20 protein-coding genes are annotated in these 21390 nt (G+C 70.5%); 11 read left to right on the forward strand and 9 right to left on the reverse strand.

Features of this window, described 5'->3' with window-relative positions:
* The first annotated feature begins 57 nt into the window (after positions 1-57).
* From sodN to GWK61_RS59625, 3 genes are all read left to right on the forward strand, one after another.
* Positions 58-459 carry a superoxide dismutase, Ni gene (sodN, locus tag GWK61_RS20185; RefSeq protein WP_194910288.1) on the forward strand — a complete coding sequence of 134 codons (402 nt, stop codon included), beginning with the start codon at positions 58-60 and terminating at the stop codon, positions 457-459.
* A 474-nt stretch (positions 460-933) separates the two neighbouring features.
* Entirely contained in the window at positions 934-1371 is a 438-nt protein-coding gene (locus GWK61_RS20190; RefSeq protein ID WP_194910289.1) for an ATP-binding protein, read from the forward strand.
* Positions 1372-1391: 20 nt separating this feature from the next.
* Positions 1392-2501, forward strand: a complete 1110-nt coding sequence (locus GWK61_RS59625; RefSeq protein WP_438939773.1) for an RNA polymerase sigma factor SigF — start codon at positions 1392-1394, stop codon at positions 2499-2501.
* A 91-nt stretch (positions 2502-2592) separates the two neighbouring features.
* Here GWK61_RS59625 and GWK61_RS20200 read toward each other — a convergent pair whose 3' ends face one another.
* Positions 2593-3048 (reverse strand): hypothetical protein, encoded by a 456-nt coding sequence (locus tag GWK61_RS20200; protein ID WP_194910290.1) that lies wholly within the window; start codon positions 3046-3048, stop codon positions 2593-2595.
* 89 nt (positions 3049-3137) lie between these two features.
* Here GWK61_RS20200 and GWK61_RS20205 point away from each other — a divergent pair, with 89 nt between their 5' ends.
* Positions 3138-4070, forward strand: coding sequence for a diacylglycerol/lipid kinase family protein (locus GWK61_RS20205; RefSeq protein ID WP_194910291.1), 933 nt, complete (start codon positions 3138-3140; stop codon positions 4068-4070).
* Positions 4071-4733: 663 nt separating this feature from the next.
* A complete protein-coding gene (locus GWK61_RS20210; RefSeq protein ID WP_015796260.1) occupies positions 4734-4985 on the forward strand; it encodes a WhiB family transcriptional regulator in 252 nt (83 codons plus the stop codon).
* A gap of 303 nt (positions 4986-5288) precedes the next feature.
* On the opposite strand, the gene GWK61_RS20215 is transcribed toward GWK61_RS20210, so the two are convergent.
* On the reverse strand, positions 5289-6815 hold the full coding sequence (locus GWK61_RS20215; protein ID WP_194910293.1) for a sensor histidine kinase: 1527 nt from the start codon (positions 6813-6815) through the stop codon (positions 5289-5291).
* Between the two features lie 132 nt (positions 6816-6947).
* Here GWK61_RS20215 and GWK61_RS20220 point away from each other — a divergent pair, with 132 nt between their 5' ends.
* Both GWK61_RS20220 and nagA read left to right on the forward strand, forming a co-directional pair.
* The gene (locus GWK61_RS20220; RefSeq protein ID WP_323747658.1) at positions 6948-8120 is read left to right on the forward strand and encodes an 8-amino-7-oxononanoate synthase; all 1173 of its coding nucleotides are present in this window, start codon (positions 6948-6950) and stop codon (positions 8118-8120) included.
* A 35-nt stretch (positions 8121-8155) separates the two neighbouring features.
* Positions 8156-9364 carry an N-acetylglucosamine-6-phosphate deacetylase gene (gene nagA / locus GWK61_RS20225; RefSeq protein ID WP_194910296.1) on the forward strand — a complete coding sequence of 403 codons (1209 nt, stop codon included), beginning with the start codon at positions 8156-8158 and terminating at the stop codon, positions 9362-9364.
* 318 nt (positions 9365-9682) lie between these two features.
* Here nagA and GWK61_RS20230 read toward each other — a convergent pair whose 3' ends face one another.
* The 6 genes from GWK61_RS20230 to GWK61_RS20255 all read right to left on the reverse strand — a co-directional run bounded on the left by GWK61_RS20230 (position 9683) and on the right by GWK61_RS20255 (position 16212).
* Positions 9683-9856, reverse strand: coding sequence for a hypothetical protein (locus GWK61_RS20230; protein WP_194910298.1), 174 nt, complete (start codon positions 9854-9856; stop codon positions 9683-9685).
* A gap of 166 nt (positions 9857-10022) precedes the next feature.
* Positions 10023-11042 (reverse strand): SIS domain-containing protein, encoded by a 1020-nt coding sequence (locus GWK61_RS20235; protein ID WP_194910328.1) that lies wholly within the window; start codon positions 11040-11042, stop codon positions 10023-10025.
* Between the two features lie 30 nt (positions 11043-11072).
* Positions 11073-12818 carry a glycoside hydrolase family 3 protein gene (locus GWK61_RS20240; protein WP_194910300.1) on the reverse strand — a complete coding sequence of 582 codons (1746 nt, stop codon included), beginning with the start codon at positions 12816-12818 and terminating at the stop codon, positions 11073-11075.
* A gap of 14 nt (positions 12819-12832) precedes the next feature.
* Positions 12833-13717 (reverse strand): carbohydrate ABC transporter permease, encoded by an 885-nt coding sequence (locus GWK61_RS20245; RefSeq protein ID WP_194910302.1) that lies wholly within the window; start codon positions 13715-13717, stop codon positions 12833-12835.
* Positions 13717-14685, reverse strand: coding sequence for a carbohydrate ABC transporter permease (locus GWK61_RS20250; RefSeq protein WP_194910304.1), 969 nt, complete (start codon positions 14683-14685; stop codon positions 13717-13719). Before GWK61_RS20250 ends, GWK61_RS20245 begins: the two co-directional genes overlap by 1 nt.
* A gap of 129 nt (positions 14686-14814) precedes the next feature.
* Complete coding sequence (locus GWK61_RS20255) at positions 14815-16212, reverse strand: extracellular solute-binding protein (protein WP_194910306.1); 1398 nt, start codon at positions 16210-16212, stop codon at positions 14815-14817.
* A 430-nt stretch (positions 16213-16642) separates the two neighbouring features.
* Between GWK61_RS20255 and GWK61_RS20260 the strand changes: the two genes are divergently transcribed.
* The 3 genes from GWK61_RS20260 (at position 16643) to bioB (ending at position 19302) form a co-directional block, all read left to right on the forward strand.
* A complete protein-coding gene (locus GWK61_RS20260; RefSeq protein WP_228562622.1) occupies positions 16643-17452 on the forward strand; it encodes a GntR family transcriptional regulator in 810 nt (269 codons plus the stop codon).
* A 104-nt stretch (positions 17453-17556) separates the two neighbouring features.
* Positions 17557-18285 carry a dethiobiotin synthase gene (bioD, locus tag GWK61_RS20265; protein ID WP_194910308.1) on the forward strand — a complete coding sequence of 243 codons (729 nt, stop codon included), beginning with the start codon at positions 17557-17559 and terminating at the stop codon, positions 18283-18285.
* A 3-nt stretch (positions 18286-18288) separates the two neighbouring features.
* The gene (gene bioB, locus GWK61_RS20270; RefSeq protein ID WP_194910310.1) at positions 18289-19302 is read left to right on the forward strand and encodes a biotin synthase BioB; all 1014 of its coding nucleotides are present in this window, start codon (positions 18289-18291) and stop codon (positions 19300-19302) included.
* Positions 19303-19360: 58 nt separating this feature from the next.
* Here bioB and GWK61_RS20275 read toward each other — a convergent pair whose 3' ends face one another.
* Complete coding sequence (locus GWK61_RS20275; RefSeq protein WP_194910312.1) at positions 19361-20221, reverse strand: helix-turn-helix transcriptional regulator; 861 nt, start codon at positions 20219-20221, stop codon at positions 19361-19363.
* Between the two features lie 96 nt (positions 20222-20317).
* On the opposite strand from GWK61_RS20275, the gene GWK61_RS20280 reads away from it, so the two are divergent.
* Complete coding sequence (locus tag GWK61_RS20280; protein ID WP_194910314.1) at positions 20318-21355, forward strand: aldo/keto reductase; 1038 nt, start codon at positions 20318-20320, stop codon at positions 21353-21355.
* Positions 21356-21390: the final 35 nt, after the last annotated feature.

Below are 21390 nucleotides of genomic sequence, written 5' to 3' on the forward strand. Positions count from 1 at the left end.
TAGGGTCGTGGCATCACGTTGTCCGGCAATCCGGCAAACAAGATAGGGGAACCTGACATGTTCTCGCGGATCTTCTCCCGCACCACCGCTGTCCACGCGCACTGCGACCTGCCGTGCGGCGTCTACGACCCGGCGCAGGCCCGGATCGAGGCCGAATCGGTCCTGGCCATCACCAAGAAGTACGCCGACAGCTCCGACGAGGCCTTCCGGACCCGTGCCATCGTCATCAAGGAGCAGCGCTCCGAGCTGGTCAAGCACCACCTGTGGGTGCTGTGGACCGACTACTTCAAGGCTCCGCACTTCGAGAAGTACCCGCAGCTGAACACCCTGTTCAACGAGGCCACCAAGCTGGCCGGCGCGGGCGGCACCAAGGGCAGCATGGACCCGGCCGTGGCCGAGCAGCTGCTGGCGAAGATCGAGGAGATCTCGAAGATCTTCTGGGAGACCAAGCAGGCTTAGGGCGGGTTGCGCCGGTTAGCGGGGCGAAACGCTCTATGAGCGGCGCCTGGCGTCGCCAGACGGCCCTTGCAGCCAACCAGGATGCGGCGGGCCGTCTGTCTAGCCATGCTTGCTCCTAGACCGTTTCGCTAGTTTTCGAGGCCAGCTGCGGCTCCGCATCCCGCGAATCGTCACAACCCGCCCTCTGATCACCTCTTGATCGGCTTTGATCGGCCCTTAAGCGATCAGTGCGCCTCCCGCGAGCCGTCCCGCGCCGGATTTTCCCCGGCGCGGGACGGCTCGTCTGTCCCCCGTTCGGGGTACGTTGAGTGTGAGGGACGAGCACTGAGGGTGCGTCCGGGCCACGCCCGGGCACGCGTTCGGCGTACGATCCGCAGCAGAATGATTCACTCCAGCAGCGGAGGTGTCGTGCATCAGCACTCTGCCCAGCGGACAGCCGTCCCCACAATCGCCTCAACGAGCGCAGGAAGCGGAATGGGACAACAAAACGGTGCCCCGCAGGACTTCGTCGAGGTTCGCATCCCGGCCGAGGGAGCGTACCTGTCGGTGCTGCGCACAGCGACGGCGGGCCTGGCGGCCCGGCTGGACTTCACCTTGGACGAGATCGAGGACCTGCGCATCGCCGTGGACGAGGCGTGCGCGATCCTGCTCACCAAGGCGGTGCCCGGCTCCGGGCTGACGTGCCGCTTCGAGCTGCGCGACGGCGCGCTCGCGGTGGACGTCTCGGTGCCCACGCTGGACGGCCGGCCGCCGGCCCGGGACACCTTCGCCTGGACCGTGCTGGCGGCCCTGGCCGGCCAGGTCGACGCGAAGGTCTCGGACGCGGAGGGGCCCGACGGCCAGGCCGGGAACGGCATCGGGCAGATCGTCACCATCAGCATGCTCAAGCAGCGCGGCGTGGGAGCTCCGTGAGCGCCGCCGAGGAGATCCCAGTGCGCGCCTTCGAGCCCGACGAGATCCCGGCCGCCCGCCGGGCCGGGTACGGCGAGGGGCAGCGGGGCACGCCCGCGGCCGCCGTCGGCGCGGCCGGGGACGACGACGCCCCGGACACCCCGGACACCCCGGACACCCCGCACGAGCAGCAGGAGCAGCACGAGCCGCACGAGCCCGACGAGCCGGACACCGACACCGAGGACGCCGACTTCGACGAGCCGGTCCTGGAGCTGGACGACCTCGGCGGCGACCTGGTGGAGCCCGAGGACCCCGACGCCGAAGCCGAGACCGTCGCCCCGGTCGTCGCCTCCTTCCCGCTGCGCCGGACGCCGCGGCAGGGCGGCCCGCACGCCGAGGCGCACGCCCGCGCCCGCGAGCTGTTCGCCCGGCTCAACGAGCTCCCCGAGGGCTCCACCGAGCGCAAGCAGATCCGCGACGAGCTGGTCCAGATGCACCTGCCGCTGGTGGAGCACCTGGCCCGGCGCTTCCGCAACCGCGGCGAGCCGCTGGACGACCTGACCCAGGTGGCGACCATCGGCCTGATCAAGTCGGTGGACCGCTTCGACACCGAGCGCGGCGTGGAGTTCTCGACCTACGCCACGCCGACCGTGATCGGCGAGATCAAGCGCCACTTCCGGGACAAGGGCTGGGCGGTCCGGGTCCCGCGCCGCCTGCAGGAGCTCCGGCTGTCGCTGACCAGCGCCACCTCCGAGCTCTCGCAGCGCAACCGGCGCTCCCCCACGGTGGCCGAGCTCGCCGAGTACCTCAAGATCTCCGAGGAGGAGGTCCTGGAGGGGCTGGAGTCGGCGAACGCCTACTCGACCCTGTCCCTGGACGTCTCCGAGGGCGGCGACGAGGACTCGCCGGCCGTCGCGGACTCGCTCGGCAGCGAGGACGAGGCGCTGGAGGGCGTGGAGTACCGCGAGTCGCTCAAGCCGCTGCTGGAGCAGCTGCCGCCGCGCGAGAAGAAGATCCTGCTGCTGCGGTTCTTCGGCAACATGACGCAGTCCCAGATCGCCGAGGAGATCGGGATCTCGCAGATGCACGTCTCCCGCCTGCTCGCGCGGACCCTGGAGCAGCTCCGGGCCCAACTGCTGGTCGACGAGTGAACTCTCGATTGATCGGTTAGACGCCAGAACCACAAAGAGCGGCGGCCCGACCGGGCCGCCGCTCTTCTCGTGTCCGCTCGGGACCGCCGTCTCAGGTCCCCTCGGGGGTCTCGTCCTCGCGCCAGTGCCGGGTCAGTGCCGCCGTGGAGGCCGGAGCGAAGATGCACACCAGTCCGACGACCGCGGCGGCCACCGTCGGCACCGCGCCGATCCAGAAGTGCGCCTGGACCATGAAGTAGGCGACCCACAGCGCCAGCAGCTGCATCATCACGGCCGGGGTCCGGGCCCGCATGCTCGCCCGCGCCAGGCCGCGCGGCACCAGCGGCAGCGGGACGGCGAAGATCAGGAACGTGACGGCGACCGCGATCGCCTGCCCCCGCTCCCGGGGCGTGCCGACGAAGGCCTCGACCAGCAGCCAGAGCACGTACACCAGGGCGACCAGACTCTCCACCGCCGTCACCGCGGCGGCGCCGAGGAGCGGGCGCGGGATCTGCTCCCGGACACCGGGAACGGCTGGCGCGGCCTGCGGGGTCGGATTGCTCGGCATAGACACCGAGGGTACCTCCCGGCGCCGCACCGGCCGCGTGCGGGCGGGTCGCATACCGCAGTCGTAATACGAACCAGTAACGTGTGCCCATGCGCGCGCTCCTGGTCATGAACCCCAAGGCGACCAGTACCTCCGCACGCACGCGCGAAGTACTGGCCCACGCCCTGGCCGGGGAACTCGACACCGAGATCGGCGAGACCGCCTACCGCGGGCACGCCGTGGAGCTGGCGCGGACCGCCGCCGAGGACGGGGTCGACCTGATCGTCGCGCTCGGCGGCGACGGCACCGTCAACGAGGTCGTGAACGGCATACTGACCGCGCGGATCCCGCAGGGCGGCCGGCTGCCCGACCTCGGCGTGGTCCCCGGCGGGTCGACGAACGTCTTCGCCCGCGCGCTCGGGCTGCCGAACGATCCGGTCGAGGCCACCGGCGTCCTGCTGGACGCGATCCACGAGAACCGGCGCCGGCCGGTCTCCATGGGCCTGGCCGACGACCGCTACTTCACCTTCACCGCCGGGTACGGCTTCGACGCCGCGGTGGTCGGGATAGTGGAGGAGCGCCGCAGCGCCGGGCACAAGTCGACCGGCTCGCTGTACATCCGTTCGGCCCTGCGCCATTACTGGCACGGCCTGGACCGCCGGAATCCGCCGATCGGCATGAAGATGGCCGACGGCACCGAGATACCGCGACTGTTCATGGCGATCGTCACGAACACCTCGCCCTGGACCTATCTCGGGAACAAGCCGATCGTGATCACGCCGGAATCCTCGTTCGAGGACGGCCTGGACTTGTTCGGCGTCACCAGGATGTCCGGCCGGTCGGCGTTGAGGATAGTGCGGCAGATGTTCACGTCCACTGACAAGCTGGTCCGCGGGAAGAATGTCAGCCTGCAGCACGACCTGACGGAATTCACGCTCACCGCCGAGGTCCCGACCGACTTCCAGGTCGACGGGGACCACTTGGGGCTACGCGAAAGTGTGACGTTCCGCGCGATTCGCGACGCGCTGCGCGTCGCGATGTGATGACATGGAGTCACAGCCGGTTGCCGGGACCCTGACGTAGCCGAGGATTCTCAGGTACTAGCTCGCTCTAGTGCCTTTGGACTAGTCATCGGCACCTCGTTACCCCCTTGGAAGGCAAGGTGTGAGCGAGGAGACACCCTGGAATCCAAAAACATCAGACCAACCTCTTGTGCACCGGCCGGATCCCCTGACACCCTTTGTGAAGGCACCTGTCGGAGGATCACCCGGCCCGGTGCGGTTGGGCGCGAGGGAAAAGCGGCACGGATCTTGTCCGGGTCGCGGTTCTCCCTTTGCGTCATGCCTTCGTCTGTGGAGCGCGCCAGCGATCTCCACCAAGGCCAACTGCCCAGTAGTTCGAGTGGTCGCCGGTCGCCGGGGTTACTAGTGAAAGCGTTCACATTCACAAGGTGGACGTCGGACCGGGGAACCCGCGCGGCGGTCGTCCAGTGGCGGGCCCGCCGCCACACAGGTAGAGCCGTACAGAAGACGTACAACAGCAGGACCCACAGTGACCGGACACCCGCGTCCGGCGTTGTGGCTGTAGTAACCGGCACACCGGACGCGACCGGACCCGCCAGGGCCGTGGGGGACCTGGTCGAGTCACCGCTTCCGTGCCGGCGGAACCGAACACACGTACACGACTGAACCGAAGGAGTGGACCCCATGGACTGGCGCCACCGCGCTGCCTGCCGTGACGAGGACCCAGAGCTCTTCTTCCCCATCGGGAACACCGGGCCCGCGTTGCTGCAGATCGAAGATGCCAAGGCCGTATGCCGCCGTTGCGACGTGGTCGACCAGTGCCTGCAGTGGGCTCTGGAGAGCGGCCAGGACGCCGGCGTCTGGGGTGGGATGAGCGAGGACGAGCGTCGCGCGCTGAAGCGTCGCGCCGCGCGGGCCCGCAGCCGGATGGCCTGACCAGGCCCTTCAAGCCTTCAGTCAAGCCCGGCGCTTCCTGCCCCCGGCAAGCTCTCGCACGACCGCGCGACACAGCACCTAATTCAACACAGCATCTACGTACTTACGTATCTCCGTACTGCGGCGGTCTTGGACCGCAGTACGGACGCCGAGACTGAGCGGTCCCAAAGGGCCGCTCTGTTGGTTTTCCCGGGGTCTTTCTCCGGGGCTTCCGCTCATAGCGTAGCGGAATCCTGTTACCACTCTGTTGCGCCCCCGGGTAGCCCCTCTCGCCCAATCTCAGCTCTTCGGTTGAGACGCCCCTCAGCTCTTCGTCTGAGGGACCTCGCCGACCTCCAGGTCCAGCACCGCCACCGCGCCTCGGCCGCCGGGGGCCGGACGGAGATCGAAGGTCCCCTTCAGATCGCCGTGGACAAGTGTTCTGACGATCTGAAGTCCGAGGTTCCCGGCCGTGGCGGCGTCGAAACCCGCCGGCAGCCCGTTTCCGTCGTCGGTGACGATCACGCTCAGCCGGGGCCCCGAGCGCTGCGCCTCAACTTCGAGCGATCCCCCGCGGTCGGCCAGGCCGTGCTCCAGCGAGTTCTGCAGGACCTCGGTCAGCACCATGGACAGCGGGGTGGCTATCTGCGCGGGCAGGATGCCGAAGCGGCCGACGCGGCGCGAGCGCACGCTCACCCCGCCGGGGCCGCCAGGACCGCCGGCGCCGACGTCCACCACCATCTCCAGCACCCGGTCGGCGATCTCGTCGAAGTCGACCTGCTCGTCCAGGGTCTGCGACAGCGTCTCGTGGACCAGCGCGATCGAGCCGACCCGGCGGACCGCCTCCTCCAGCGCGGCGCGGCCGGTGCCGTCGTCGATGCGGCGGGCCTGCAGGCGCAGCAGCGCGGCCACGGTCTGGAGGTTGTTCTTCACCCGGTGGTGGATCTCCCGGATCGTGGCGTCCTTGCTGATCAGCTCGCGCTCGCGGCGGCGCAGCTCGGTGACGTCGTGCACCAGGACCAGCGCGCCGGTGCGCTCCCCCTGCGGCCGCAGCGGGATGGCCCGGAGCTGGACCACGGTGCCGTTGCCCTCGACCTCGGCCTCGCGCGGTTTGCGGCCGGAGGCCACGACCTGCAGCGCCTCCTCCATCGCGCCCTGGACCGGGGCCAGGGTCGCGGTCAGGTCGCCGAGGTGCTCCCCGACCATGTCGGCGGCGTAGCCGAGCCGGTGGTAGGCGGACAGCGCGTTCGGGCTGGCGTAGACGACGGCCCCCTCGGCGTCCAGCCGGATCACGCCGTCGCCGACCCGCGGGGAGTTGTCCTGCTGGTCGCGGGACTCCGGGTAGGGGAATATCCCCTCGGAGATCATCCGCGAGAGGTCCGCCGCGGTCTGCAGATAGGTCAGCTCCAGCCGGCTCGGGGTGCGGGCGGCGAGCAGGTTGGTGTTGCGGGAGATCACCGCGATGATCCGGTCCCCGCGCCGCACCGGGATCGCCTCGACCCGGACCGGCACGTCCGCGCGCCACTCCGGGTCGCCCTCGCGCCGGATCCGCCCGGAGTCGATGGCCAGGTCCAGCATCGGCCGCTCGCCGCGCCGCAGCGTGGAGCCGACCAGGTCGGCGGTGTAGCAGGTGGGGCCGGTGTTCGGGCGCATCTGGGCCACCGCGACGTAGCCGGGACCGCCCAGCGGGGCGGCCTCGGCGTCGGTGCCGCCCTCGGCCTTGAGCGGGGCCCACAGCACCAGGTCGGCGAACGACAGGTCGGCGAGCAGCTGCCAGTCCGCGATCAGCAGGTGCAGCCAGTCCAGATCGGCCGCGTCGAGGTCGGTCCGCGTGTGGATCAGGTCGTTCATGGACGGCATGCTTCTTGGTATCACAAGCCGGCGCCCGCGAACTGATTGCCGGTCCGGCCAGGGCCCCCCACGATCGTTTTGGAAGTTCCGGCAGGTCCGGAGCCTCGGGCGGGCGGGTAGCCTCTTGGCTTCGTGAGCACCTTCGACCAGCCTTCCCAGCACCCGCTGTCCTGGCTCGCCGGCCGCGCGGACGAGCGCCGCGCCGCCGGACTGCGCCGGACCCTGGTCCCGCGCGGCGCCGACTCCCCGCTGATCGACCTCGCGGGCAACGACTACCTCGGCCTGACGCGCCATCCGGAGGTCGTCGAGGGCGCGGTCGAGGCGGTGCGGCGCTGGGGCACCGGCTCCACCGGCTCGCGGCTGGTGACCGGGACCACGGAGCTGCACGCGGAGCTGGAGGCCGAGCTGGCCGCGCACGCCGGCATGGAGGCCGGCCTGGTGTTCTCCTCCGGCTACCTGGCGAACCTGGGCGTCATCACGGCGCTGGCCGGGCGCGGCGACCTGATCGTCTCGGACAGCCTCAACCACGCCTCGATCATCGACGCCGCGCGGCTGTCGCGGGCCCGGGTCGCGGTCACGCCGCACAGCGATGTGGAGGCCGTCTCCCGGGTGCTGGCGGACCGGTCCGAGGAGCGGGCTCTGGTCGTCGTCGAATCCTTGTTCTCGGTGGACGGGGACACAGCACCCCTCAGCGAGCTCCACGAGGCCTGTAGAGCGCACGGCGCGGTCCTTGTGGTGGATGAGGCGCACGGGTTCGGTGTGGCCGGTCCTGAGGGCCGTGGAGCCGTTTTCGACGCGGGGCTCGCCGGAGCGCCTGACGTGATCGTGGCCGCCACCCTGTCCAAGGCGCTGGCCTCGCAGGGCGGGGCGATCCTGGGCTCGGCGGAGCTGGTCGCGCACCTGGTGGACGCGGCCCGGTCGATGATCTTCGACACCGGGCTGGCCCCGGCCGCGGCCGGGGCGGCGCTGGCCGCGCTGCGGGTGATCCGGCGCGATCCGGGACTGCCGGAGCTGGTGCGGAAGCGGTCGTGGGAGATCTACGAGCTGGCGCTGGCCCTCGGGCTGGAGGCCACTCCCCCGAGCGGCGCGGTGACCTCGATCATCATGGGCGCGTCCGAGGCGGCGGTGGCCGCGCGGGACTTCTGCCTGGAGCGCGGTCTGCACGTCGGCTGTTTTCGGCCACCGTCCGTACCGGACGGGAAGTCACGCCTGCGAGTGACGGCACGTGCAGATTTGTCCGACCTTGAGGCGGACCGCATTCGTTCGGTCTTGAGCGAACTCGCGGAGAATCCCGCACAGGTCTAGACATCCACAAATGGTCTAGTCCACAATCTTTTCTCGTGACCAGCATCTCTGCTCCGCGCGTCCTCCTGGACGGACGCCTGGCGGGACCCGCCACCGTCGTCGTCGACGACGGCGTCGTGGCCGAGGTGCTGGACGGCGCTTCGGCCGACGCTGACATAGTCCTGGATTCAGGCATCCTCGCGCCGGGTCTGGTGGACATCCAGACCAACGGCTGCTTCGGCGTGGACTTCATCAGCGCCTCCGACGACGACTGGCGGCTGGTCTCCGACCGGCTGCCGGGCACCGGAGTGACGGCGTTCCAGCCCACGTACATCACCGCGCCGCTGGACACCCTGCTCACGGGGGTGGAGCGGGCCGGTGCGGTCTTCGGCTCCCTGCGGGGCGCGCAGGCGATGGGGGTCCACCTGGAGGGACCGTTCCTGTCGCCGCTGCGCCCGGGGGTGCACGACCCCCGGTACCTGGTCGAGCCGACGCCGGAACGCGTCGGCTCGATCCTGGCGGCCCGGGCCGCCGAGGGCACCCGCGGCGTGGTCACGATGGTGACCCTGGCCCCGGAGCTCGACGGCGCCCCGGAGGCGGTGCGCCGGCTGTCCGAGGCCGGGGTGCGGGTCTCGCTGGGGCACACCGACGCGCTGGCCGCGCAGGTGCTCGCCGCGGCGGACGCCGGCGCGACCCTGGTCACGCACATCTTCAACGCCCAGCGCCCGCTGAACCACCGCGAGCCCGGGGTCCCCGGCGCCGCGCTGTACGACTCCCGGTTCACCTGCGGGCTGATCGCCGACCTGCACCACGTGGCCCCGGAGATCTGCACGCTGGTCTGGCGCGCGGCCGGCGGCCGGGTGGCGCTGGTGACGGACGCCATAGCGGCGGCCGGAATGCCGCCCGGCGAGTACGAGTTGTCCGGGATCAAGGTCCACCTCGGCGAGGACGGCGTGCCGCGCGACGCGGCCGGCGTCATCGGCGGCTCGGCGCTGACCCTGGACCGCGCGGTCCGCAACCTGGTCGGCATCGGCCTGGACGAGGCGTCCGTGCTGGTGGCGGCCACCCGGGTGCCCGCCGACGCGCTGGGCCGGACCGATCTGGGCCGCATCGCCCCCGGCGCCCGCGCCGACCTGGTGTGGTTCGACGACGGGTACCACCCGCTGCACACCTGGGTCGCAGGGCGTAGCGTATTCGAGGCCGGTTCCGACGCCCAGGCGTCGGACGGGCCCCACAGACTGGCGAGGGAACGCCAGCCCGCCTAGCCCTGACAGGCGCGGGACGGGTGTTTCCGACCAGGCCGCCACCCGGCGGCAACGCACGACGAGGCTCCGCACGCCTCGCCGGACGGCCGGGACGGCGGCGAACCAAGAAGGCCGCGGGCTAGCGCGGCGGTGGAGGTTGAGGGGCCGAAACCGCCGCGGGCCCGGGGCCGGAAGGCCACCGAACCCGTCGCGAGCCATGGGAAAGTGCGGCCGGGGCGTCTCGCGCCCCATGAGACGCCCCCATGGCGAAGGCCCGCCGATCACGTCGGCGGGCCTTCGTCGTGCTGGTGTCATCGTGTCGGTGTCATCGTGCCGGCGCTACTTCTCCAGAGCCTGCTGCAGGTCCGCGAACACCTTCGCGTCACCCGCGGTGGACTTGAAGTCGGAGCCGAACTGCGACACCCGCAGCAGCGCGACCCGGTCACCGGACTGCACCAGGTACTGGTGGGCCACAGCCGGCAGATGGTCCACGCCGCCGTCCTGCTGGTTCACCTCCCACGACACTCATCAGATCCCGCCCCAAGTCGCCGAGGGTGGCGATCGGCGCCACCGATCGGACACGCCCCGGCGCCGTCGCGGGTTCCCTCCGGAGCGAAGAAACTTCAGAAAGCCTCAGTGGGCCGGAGAAAAACCCGGGGCCACTGAATGCAGACGCAGCTCAGTGCGTCTGCGTCACCTTCGCCAACGCCCGCGGCGCGTCCGGGTTCAGGCCCCGGCTCATCGTCACGTGGTAGGCCAGCTGCTGCAACGGCAGGATCTCCAGGATCGGCGCCAGCTCCTCCGGGACTCCCGAGGGGAGCACGAAGCCTGCCGTAGCCCCGGCGACGTGCTCGGCCGAGCCGACCACGACCAGGTCGGCGCCGCGCTCGCGCAGCCGCTCCAGCACCGGTTCCAGCGCCGTGCCGCCGGCGCCCTCGGCCGCCACCGCGACCACCGGGCTGACGTTGTCGACCATGGCCAGCGGGCCGTGCAGCAGGTCCGCGCCGGAGAAGGCGTGGGCCGGCAGGTAGCTGGTTTCCATGATCTTCAACGCCGCCTCACGCACGGTCGGGTACGAGTACCCGCGCGCGGTCAGCACCAGCCGGGAGGCGAAGCGGTAGCGCTGCGCCAGATCGACCACCTCGGACTCCCGGTCCAGTACCGCGGCGGCCAGCTCCGGCAGCCCTCGGGCCGCCGAACCGTCGCCGCCGCGCAGCGCGTCCACCAGGAGCCACAGCGTCAGCAGCTCCGCGGTGTACGTCTTGGTCGCCGGAAGAGCCAGCTCCGGACCCGCCAGGACGTCCAGAGACAGCTCAGAGGCCTGGTTCACCGGGGAGCCGGCGACGTTGGTGACGGCCAGCGTCAGCCCGCCGCGCGCCTCGGCCATCTCGGTGTACGCCACCAGGTCCGGCGAGCCGCCGGACTGCGAGACCGTCACGCACAGCACGTCCCGCAGGTCCGGCTCGGCCCGGTAGGCCGTCGTGGTCGACATCGACGTCAGCCCGACCGGCAGCCCGAGCGCGATCTCCATGAGGTACTTGGCGTAGTACGCCGCGTTGTCGCTGGTACCGCGGGCGGTGAGCAGCGCGAAGCGCGGCCGGGCCGCCAACACGGCCTCGGCCGCCTCGCGGATGTGCGGCAGTCCCTCGGTGAGGATCCGTTCGAGGACCGCCGGCTGCTCGGCGATCTCCCTTGCCATAATTTCGCCGGGCTTGGCGTCGTCACTCACCTAGACCGTTCCCTCCGTCAGGAGCCGGGCGACGGCGAGCCCGGACACCAGCGCCGCGCCGTGCGTGGCGATCAGCGTCGCCCCGCCGGACTTCTCGCCCCGACCGTACGCGATCCCCATCTCGACCACGATCGCGTCGGGCCGGACGGTGGTCACGGCGGCCACGGCGGAAGCCATCCAGGCGTGCCGGTGCGCGTCGCGCACCACCAGCACCAGCGGACGGCCCGCGGCGGCGGCCACGGCCTCCGACACCCCGGCCGGGGTGTACGGGAGGGCGGCGAGCCGGGGACGCACCGCGGCCAGCGCCGCGGCGGTGTCGTCGTCGCCGGCGAAGCTGGTCGCGGAGCCGGGCTCCACGAACCGCGCGGCCACCGAGCCGGCCGGGAGTTCGGACAGCACCGGGCTCAGGCCCCAGGGCACCGCGTTGCCGGCCGCGTTGTTGGCCAGCGGCACGAACTCCAGGATCGAGACCGGACCGGTCAGCGGGACGAGCGGCGCACCGGAGACCGTGACCGCGCGCAGAGCGGCGTTCAGGCCGATCTGCTCGGCGTCGTCGGAGTCGGCCGATGCCGACGCAGCCGACGAAGCCGCCGCCACCGAAGCCGGCACGCCGTTCGACGACACCGATGCCGACGCTGATCCCGACACCGATCCTGACACCGATGCCGACGCCGACACCGAGGAGCCGCCGGCGCCGGCGTCACCCCCGGCAGCGTGCGTCCCCTCCACGGTCGCACGCTGCGCGGCGGCCCACGCCCCCAGTTCCCGCACCCGCGTCGCGGCCTCGTGCAGCCGCTCGGCGGGCAGCCGGCCCTCGCGCACCGCGTCGACCAGCGCGTCCCGCAGCATCAGGTAGTCGCACTCGTCGCGCAGCCCGCCGCCGACGCAGACCGCGTCGACGCCCGCGGCCAGCGCCAGGACCGTCCCCTCGGCGATCCCGAAGGTGTCGGCGATGGCGGCCATCTCGATGCCGTCGGTGACCACCAGCCCGGTGAAGCCGAGCTCGCCGCGCAGCAGGTCCACCAGGACCTTGCGGCTCATGGTCGACGGGAACTCCGGGTCGTAGCGCGGCGCCAGGATGTGTGCGGTCATCACCGACTTCACCCCGGCCTCGATCGCGGCCCGGAACGGCGCCAGGTGCTTGGCCCACTCCTGTTCGGAGTGCTGCACCAGCGGCAGCCCGTGGTGCGAGTCCACGGCGGTGTCGCCGTGGCCGGGGAAGTGCTTGGCGCACCCGGCCACGCCGGCCCCCTGCAGGCCCCTGACATACGCCGCGACGTTCCGCGCCGCCACGCCCGGGTCGGACCCGAAGGACCGGGTCCCGATGACCGGGTTGTCGGGGTTCGTGTTCAGGTCCGCGTCCGGCGCGTAGTTCAGGTTGATGCCGGCGCGCCACAGCGAGCGCCCGATCTGCCGGGCGACCGTCTCGGTCAGCTCCGGGTCGTCCACGTACCCCAGGGCGTAGTTGCCCGGGAACGCCGACCCGGTGGCGACGTCCAGCCGGGTGACGTCGCCCCCTTCCTCGTCCACCGCGACCAGCACGTGCGGGTTCTCGGCCCGCAGCGCCGCCGACAGCTCGCCGGTGCGTTCCGGCGTCGCGGCTATGTTCCGTCCGTAGTAGGCGACCCCGCCCAGGCCGTCCTCCGTCAGGGCGCGACGCACCCAGTCGGGAACCCGGCCGGAGTCGTCGTTGACGAACCCCGGCTGGAGGACGGCGGCGGCGTCGCGCAGCAGTTGTTCTCCCACGCGCGCCGTTCCCCCTACCCCTTCACCGCGCCGGCGGTCAGACCGGTCGCGATGTTCTTCTGGATGGCCAGGAACAGGATGACCACGGGGATCGAGGTGATCGTGGCGCCGGCCATCAGCACGCCCCAGTCGGTGCCGCGCGAGCCGGTGGCGGTCTGGACCAGCCAGGCCATCATGTTCTGCTTGCGGGGGTCGTGGTTGATGGTGGTGATCAGGATGAACTCGTTCCAGGCCTGGATGAAGCCGTAGACCGAGGTCGCGACCAGGCCGGGGCCGGTCAGCGGCAGGATGACGCGGAAGAAGGTCTGCCAGCGGCTGCAGCCGTCGACCATCGCCGCCTCGTCCAGCTCGCGCGGGATGTTGGTGATGAAGCCGCGCAGCGTCCACACCGTGTAGGGCACCGAGAACACCAGGTAGGTGAGGATGATGCCGTAGAGCGTGTCGGTCATGTTCAGGTTCTGCAGGGTCTGCGTCACCGGGATGACCAGCACGATCAGCGGGACCATCTGCACCAGCAGGACGGTGAAGATGATCACCTTCTTGCCGGCGAAGTGGAAGCGGGCGATGGCCAGCGCGCCGAAGAACCCGACGATCAGCGAGACCACCACCGCGCCGAGCGTGATCACGACGCTGTTCCACAGGTCGATGCCGAAGTTCGAGGCCTGGAAGGCCCCGCTGAAGTTCTTCAGCGTGGGGTGCTCGGGGATGAAGTGCGGCGTGTAGTTCTGCCATTCGTTGAGCCGCTTCAACGAGGTGTTGAGCATCCAGTACACCGGGAAGCCCATGACCACGAAGACCAGGATGCCCAGGGTGTTCCAGGCGGCCTTCTTGGCCTTCTTGCGGCCCGCGCCGGGGCGCGGGGCGACGGCGCGGCGACGGCCGCCAGTCTCGACGCTCATCAGTCAGCGTCTCCGATCCGCAGCATCTGCCGCACGTAGAAGATCATCATCCCGAGCATCGCCAGGATGGTCAGGATCGAGATCGCGGCTCCCAGGCCGTAGTCGCTGTGCCCGAACGCCTGGGTGTAGGAGAAGACGCTGAGCACCTGGTAGTCCGGCTCCGGCTTGGTCTGCCGGATCACGAACACCTGGTTGAACAGCTGGAAGTCCCAGATCACCGACAGCGAGGTGGCGATGATCAGCAGGGGCTTGATGGTCGGGTAGGTGACCGTGCGGAACACCTGGAGCGGGTTGGCCCCGTCCATGCGCGCGGCCTCGCCGAGCTCCTTGGGCACCATCGACATGCCGGCCGTCAGCGTCACCGTCAGGAACGGCAGCGCCTGCCAGACCACCAGCGCGATGATGACGATCCAGCCCTGCACCGGGTCCACGAACCAGTCGTGCGTCTTGAACCCGTGGAAGCCCAGTTTGTCCAGCATGTAGTTGATGACGCCGAAGTTCGGGTCGGTGAACCACACGAACAGCTCGACCGCGACGATCTGCGGGATCGCCCAGACGAACAGCAGCAGCGCCATCAGCGGCGTGCGGACCCAGCGGGACAGCTGGTTCATCATCAGCGAGAGCAGCAGCGCGATGGCCATGGACAGGACCACCAGGACCGCGCAGACCACGAAGGTCCGCTCGACCACGGACCAGAAGTCCGAGCTGCCCAGGACGTCGGAGAAGTTCTGGAACCCGACCCAGTCGCCGGGCTTGTTCGTGTAGAGCTCACGCTTGGTCTGGTGCTGGAAGGCCAGCACCACGATCTTGTAGAGCGGGATCCCCAGCGTCACGACGATCACCAGGAGCGTCGGGATCACCAGGAAGTACGGAGTCGATTCGAACCGTCGGCGCTTTGGCGGGCGCTCGTCCCCCAGCGTCGGGGGCGGTTCGAGGGGGCCTACGGCCTTCCCCACTACCGCGGTCATGTGCACACCTCACCTCGTTGAAGAGGCCGTGCCGCGAGTGCGCGGCACGGCCCCCACCGGAAACTCACCCGGGTGTCGCGGACACCGCCCTGCCGAGGGCGGTGTCCGTACCCCTGAAGAAGCGCTGGATCAGCTCTTGTTCAGGATCGAGGTGATCTGGTCGTCCGCGGCCTTGGCCGCGTCGGCGACCGAGGACTTGCCGGTCGCGATACTCTCCGCCATGTTCTGCAGCACGTTGCTGGACTCCACGTCGGCCCAGTTCGGGGCGACCGGGGTGAACCAGCTGGACGCGGCCTGGTCGGCCACCTGCTGGCTGATCGCCGGGCCCACCGCCTTGGCCAGGTCGGTCTGGTTGTTCGGCAGGTTGCCCAGCGCGCCCTCGGCGGCGTTGGAGGCGGAGTTCGTGTAGTCCTGGATCCACTCCGCGGCCAGCGCCTGGTACTTCGACTTCTGCGCGATGCCCAGGACCGAGCCGCCGAGGAAGGCCGGCGACGGCTTGTCAGCGGTGGCGCCGGGCAGCGGCATGGTGGCGACCTTGCCCTTGACCTTGGTGTCCTGCAGCGGCGACTTCGGGTCGTTGGGGTTCTGGTTCACCTGCTGCACGGCGCCCAGGTGCCAGGCCGCGTCGTACTCGGCGAAGACGTTGCTGGTCTCGAACAGGGTGTCCTGGTCCGACTCGTCCTTGGTGTGGCTGGCCGCGGTGGAGTACTTGGAGACCAGGTCGGACCACTGCTGCAGGCCGGAGATGGACTTGGGGTCCTCCAGGTTGCCCTTCCACTTGCCGTCCGAGCCCTTGACCGCGAACGAGCCGCCCTGGCCGTAGACGAAGGAGCCGACCTGGTACCAGTCCTTGCCCGGGGCGTTGTACGTGACGAAGTTCGCGTTGGAGGCGTTGGCGGCCTTGACCTTGTCCAGGGCCGCGGTGAAGTCGGCCCAGGTGGTCGGCGGGGTGGTCACCCCGGCCGCGGTCAGCAGGTCGGTGCGGTAGATCAGGGTGCGGGTGCCCGCGTAGTACGGGATGCAGTACAGGTGCCCGCCCTGGGTGCAGGGCGCGGACAGGCCGTTGAGCCAGGTGGCGTTGTTGTCGAAGGTCGACTTCGTCGACGAGACGTCGGCCAGCGCGCCGTTGAACGCGTACTTGGGGGCCTCGGTGTTGCCCAGCTCGACGATGTCCGGGACGTCGCCGTTGCCGCCGAGCGTCGCGTCCAGGTTCGTCAGGTGGTTGCTCCAGGTCTGCCAGATGATGTTGATGTCAGCACCGGTCTTGGCCTTGAAGGCGGCCGTCGCGGTGTTGATGATCGCCATCCACTTGGGGTTGTCCTTGGGGTCCGAGACCAGCCAGACGTTCAGCTTCACGCCGGTGGCGCCGGTCGTCGGCCCGGACAGCGCCGGGGCGTTGGTCGCGGTGACCGAGCCGCCCTGCGAGGGCGCGCCGTTGGCGGTGTTGGACTTCGAAGAGCTGCACGCGGAGGCCATGAGCGCCACGGCCGCAGCGGCCGACGTCAGGGCTATGAGCTTGCGCCTCATGCCGTACTCCTTGGTGGGTGTGGACGACCCACTGCGACCAACGGAGATAAACCGACCGCGCGACACGGCAACCCTGAGCGATGCCGTCCCGTGTGCGTTGAATCGGTGTACCCGGTCTCGTGGATCTGGTTGTGGTGTCGAGCTGTCGGGAATTACAGAGCGAGTTCCTGCGAAGAAAGGGCGCCTCCTGAAGCGCCTCTCCGGCTTTCCCGATTGGTTTAGACCAGTCCGGAGACTGGCATAGACCACTGGGGTCGTCAAGAGAGCGCGACCCCGGTTGTCCAACCCGTTACCAAGACGCAACCAGCACTGACATACACAATCCCGCCCCAGGTAAACACCGGTTTCCGAACAAAGTCGGCGCCGAGATCAACCCGGCTGGACACACACGCGGGTCCATGGCACTTTGGGCCACGAGGAGGGGCCGTTCATGACCGCAGAACCCGCGAACATCGCTCTCGAGACGCAGGGCCCGCAAGGCCCGGCACCAGCACTCGAATCAGGGCTGGAATCGGCACTGGAAACGGTGCGCGTTCCCAAGTACTACCGCCTGAAGCAACACTTGCTGGACCTCACCCAGACGATGCCCCCGGGCACCCCGGTCCCCCCGGAACGCCTGCTCGCGACCGAGTTCGACACCTCGCGCACCACGGTCCGGCAGGCGCTGGCCGAGCTGGTCGTGGAGGGCCGCCTGGAGCGGATCCAGGGCAAGGGCACCTTCGTGGCCAAGCCGAAGGTGGCGCAGTCGCTGCAGCTGACCTCCTACACCGAGGACATGCGGGCCCAGGGCCTGGAGCCGACCTCGCGGCTGCTGGAGATGGAGTACGTCTCCGCCGGCGTGGAGCTCGGCGAGCGCCTGGGCATCCGGGCCTCCGCGAAGGTGCTGCGCATCAGCCGTCTGCGCCTGGCCAACGGCGAGCCGATGGCGATCGAGACCACGCACCTGTCGCAGCAACGCTTCCCCAACCTGCGCAAGCTGCTCGGGCGGTACTCGTCGCTGTACACGGCGCTGGCCGAGGAGTACGGCGTGCACCTCGGCGAGGCCGAGGAGACGATCGAGACCGCGCTGGCCACCCCGACCGAGGCCGGATTGCTGGGCACCGACACCGGGCTGCCGATGCTGCTGCTGTCGCGGCACTCCATCGACACCGAGGGGGAGCCGGTGGAGTGGGTGCGGTCGGTGTACCGGGGCGACCGGTACAAGTTCGTGGCGCGGTTGAAGCGGCCGGACGGCGAGTAGCCGGCACGACGAGGAGAGACGAGTAGAGCAGCGCGGGCCGGGGCGTGACCCGACTCACCCCGCGATCGCACGGTCGGGGCCCCGGCCTCCCGTAAAGTCGCGTCGTGTCCATCGTCGTAGTAACCGGAACCAACACCGACGTCGGCAAGACCGTCGTCACCGCCGCCGTGGCCACCCTGGCCGCGACCCGCGGCACCTCCGTGGCCGTCGTGAAGCCGGCCCAGACCGGGGTCACGCCCGACGGGCCGGGCGACCTGGCGACCGTCCAGCGGCTGGCCGGCGTGACCGATCTGCACGAGTACGCCCGCTACCCGGACCCGCTCTCCCCCGCCGCCGCGGCCCGCCGCTCGGGCCTGCCGCCGCTGGACTTCGACGAGACCGTCCGCCGCGTCCGGGAGCTGGCCGAGAGTCGCCGGCTGGTGCTCGTGGAGGGCGCCGGCGGCCTGCTGGTCCGCAACGACGAGGACGGCAGCACCCTGGCCGACCTGGCGCACGCGCTCAAGGCGCCGGTGCTGCTGGTCGCACACCCGAACCTGGGCACCCTGAACATCGCCGCGCTCACCCTGGAGGCGATGGCCGCCCGCGGCCTGGACCTGGCGGGCATCGTGCTGGGTTCCTGGCCCGCCGACCCCGACCTGGCGATGCGCAGCAACATCCGCGACCTGGAGACGATCGGCGCCCGCCCGCTGGCCGGCGCGCTACCGGAGGGCGCCGGCGCGCTGGACCCGGCCGAGTTCCTCCTCGCCGCCCGGGCCGCCCTGGCCCCGGCGTTCGGCGGCACCTTCGATCCGGCAGAATTTCGGCAGACCTGGGACCCTCGGAAGGCGGCCTGAACCATGACAACCACCGAACAAGACCTCGACATCCTCGCCGAGGCCCGGCGCCAGGTCCTCGACGAGGGCGTGGGGCTGACCGAGGAGCAGGTGCTGCGGGTGCTGCGGCTGCCCGACGAGGCCCTGCCGGAGCTGTTGCAGCTGGCGCACGAGGTCCGCGAGAAGTGGTGCGGCCCGGAGGTCGAGGTCGAGGGCATCGTCTCCCTCAAGACCGGCGGCTGCCCCGAGGACTGCCACTTCTGCTCCCAGTCCGGCCTGTTCCCCTCCCCGGTCCGCGCGGCCTGGCTCAACATCCCCGAACTGGTCGAGGCGGCCAAGCAGACCGCGGCCACCGGCGCCACGGAGTTCTGCATCGTGGCGGCCGTCCGCGGCCCCGACGCGCGCCTGATGAAGCAGATGCGCGAGGGTGTGAAGGCGATCCAGGACGCGGTCGACATCCAGGTCGCGGCGTCCCTGGGCATGCTGACCCAGGAGCAGGTCGACGACCTGGCCGACATGGGCGTGCACCGCTACAACCACAACCTGGAGACCGCCCGCTCCCACTTCCCCAACGTGGTCACCACCCACACTTGGGAGGAGCGCTGGGACACGCTGACGATGGTCCGCGAGGCCGGCATGGAGGTCTGCTGCGGCGGCATCGTCGGCATGGGCGAGACGCTGGAGCAGCGCGCCGAGTTCGCGACGCAGCTGGCCGCGCTGACCCCGGACGAGGTCCCGCTGAACTTCCTCAACCCGCGCCCGGGCACGCCCTTCGGCGACATGGAGCCGCTGGGCTCGAAGGAGGCGCTGAGGACGATCGCGGCCTTCCGCCTGGCACTGCCGCGCACCATCCTGCGCTACGCGGGCGGCCGCGAGATCACGCTCGGCGACCTGGGCACCGAGCAGGGGCTGATGGGCGGGATCAACGCGGTGATCGTCGGCAACTACCTGACCACGCTGGGGCGCTCGCCCGAGGAGGACCTGGCGCTGCTGACGAAGCTGGAGATGCCGATCAAGGAGCTGTCGAAGACGCTGTAGGGCGGCTTTCGCGGTCCGGGTCGGGATACTGACCCGGACTGTTTGTTTTCCGGTTCGGTCAGCCGATCCGCACCGTCTGCGCCCAAGCCGCCAGCAGCTGGAGGGCCGCCTCGGCCGGCGAGCCCTCCGGCACGGTCTGCATGATCAGCGCCTGGTCCGGGTCGTCGGGGGCGCGGAAGGTCTCGTAGTCGAGCGTGATCTCGCCGACGACCGCGTTGCGGTACGTGTAGCTGCCGTGTGTTTTGTCGCGGACGTCGTACCGCGCCCAGATCTGCGCGAACTCCGGGTTCGGGCACAGCTCGGCGACCAGCGCGCCGAGCGCCGGGTCGGCCGGGTGCCGGCCGATGTCGAAGCGCACGTAGGCCGCGACGTCCGCCATCTTCTTGGCCGGGTCCGCGAACACCGCGCGGAAGGCCTCGTCGTGGCAGACCAGCCAGGCGAGGTTGCGCTCGTGCGGCGCCAGCGTCCCGAAGTCGGTCAGCAGCGCGGCCGCCAGCCGGTTCCAGGCCAGCACGTCGGTGCCCAGGCCCACGACGTACGCGGGCACGTCGGTCGTGGACTCCAGCAGCCGCCGCAGGCCCGGCCGCACCTCCTGCGGCTCCCGCTTGCCGGTCCCCTGATACACCTGCGACTGGTCCGGCCGCGCGAGCCGGTACAGGTGCTCGCGCTCGATCGGGTCCAGCTGGAGCGCCCTGGCGACGGCGTCGAGGACGTCCTCAGAGAACTGGAGCGTGCGTCCCTGTTCCAGCCGCACATAGTGGTCCACGCTGACCCCTGCCACCAGAGCCAGCTCCTCGCGGCGCAGCCCCGGGACCCTTCGGCGGCCGCCGTAGTCGCGCAGGCCGATGTCGGCGGGGTTCAGCCGCGCTCGCCGTGATCGCAGGAACTCGCCCAACTCCGCACGTCTGTCCAGGGTCATGCTCCTGCCTAACACGTGCGGCGCATCCTGGTCATCCCGTGCCTAGGCATCGCGCGGTCCTGGGTAAGCCGCCGCGCGGAGCGGATCGTCATAGCCATGACGAACGAGACCGCGAACACGACACTGGACACGACCCGCCTCGGCACCACCGACATGACCATCACCCGCGTCGGTTTCGGCTCCTGGGCCGTCTCCGGCAGCGGCTGGACCTACAGCTGGGGCGCCACCGACGACGCCGAGTCGGTCGCCGCCATCCGCCACGCGGTCGACTCCGGCGTCAACTGGATCGACACCGCCGCGGTCTACGGCCTCGGCCACTCCGAGGAACTGGTCGGCAAGGCGGTCTCGGCCTACTCCGAGGCCGACCGCCCCTACATCTTCACCAAAGTCGGTCTGGTCTGGAACCCGGAGGACCCGCAAGGCGCGCCGATCCGCACCATGAAGCCCGCCAGCGTCCGCCGCGAGCTCGAGGATTCGCTGCGCCGCCTCGGCGTCGAGCGCGTCGACCTCTACCAGGTGCACTGGCCGGACACCGGCGAAGCCTTCGTCTTCGGTGCCGAGGAGGACGGCGCGGCCTCCCCGAACCACACCCCGCTGGAGGAGTACTGGCAGCTCATGGCCGACCTCAAGGCCGAGGGCAAGATCCGGGCGATCGCGCTGTCCAACCACGACGCCGCGCAGCTGACCGTGGCCGAGTCCATCGCGCACGTCGACGCGATCCAGCCGCCGTTCTCCGCGATCAACCGGTCGGCCGCGCCGGACATCGCCTGGGCGAAGGAGCACGACACCGGCGTCATCGTCTACTCGCCGCTCCAGTCCGGCCTGCTCACCGGGACCTTCTCCGCCGAGCGGGTCGCGAGCCTGCCGGCCGACGACTGGCGCCGCGCGAGCCCGGACTACACCTCCGGCCTGGCCGCGAACCTGCGCATCGCCGACGCCCTCAAGCCGATCGCGGCACGGCACGGCGTGAGCGTCGCCGAGGTCGCGATCGCCTGGACGCTGGCCTGGCCCGGCGTCAGCGGCGCGATCGTCGGCGCCCGGACCCGCACGCAGGTGGACGGCTGGGTGAATGCTGGCGCGGTGAGGCTGACCGCGCAGGACCTGGCCGAAGTCGCCACGGCGATCGGTCTGTGACCCGAGCGATGATCCCGGCCGGTGTCCCCGGCCGG

This window comes from Catenulispora rubra (genome assembly GCF_015356825.1).
In the GTDB taxonomy this organism is placed as follows: Bacteria; Actinomycetota; Actinomycetes; order Streptomycetales; family Catenulisporaceae; genus Catenulispora; species Catenulispora rubra.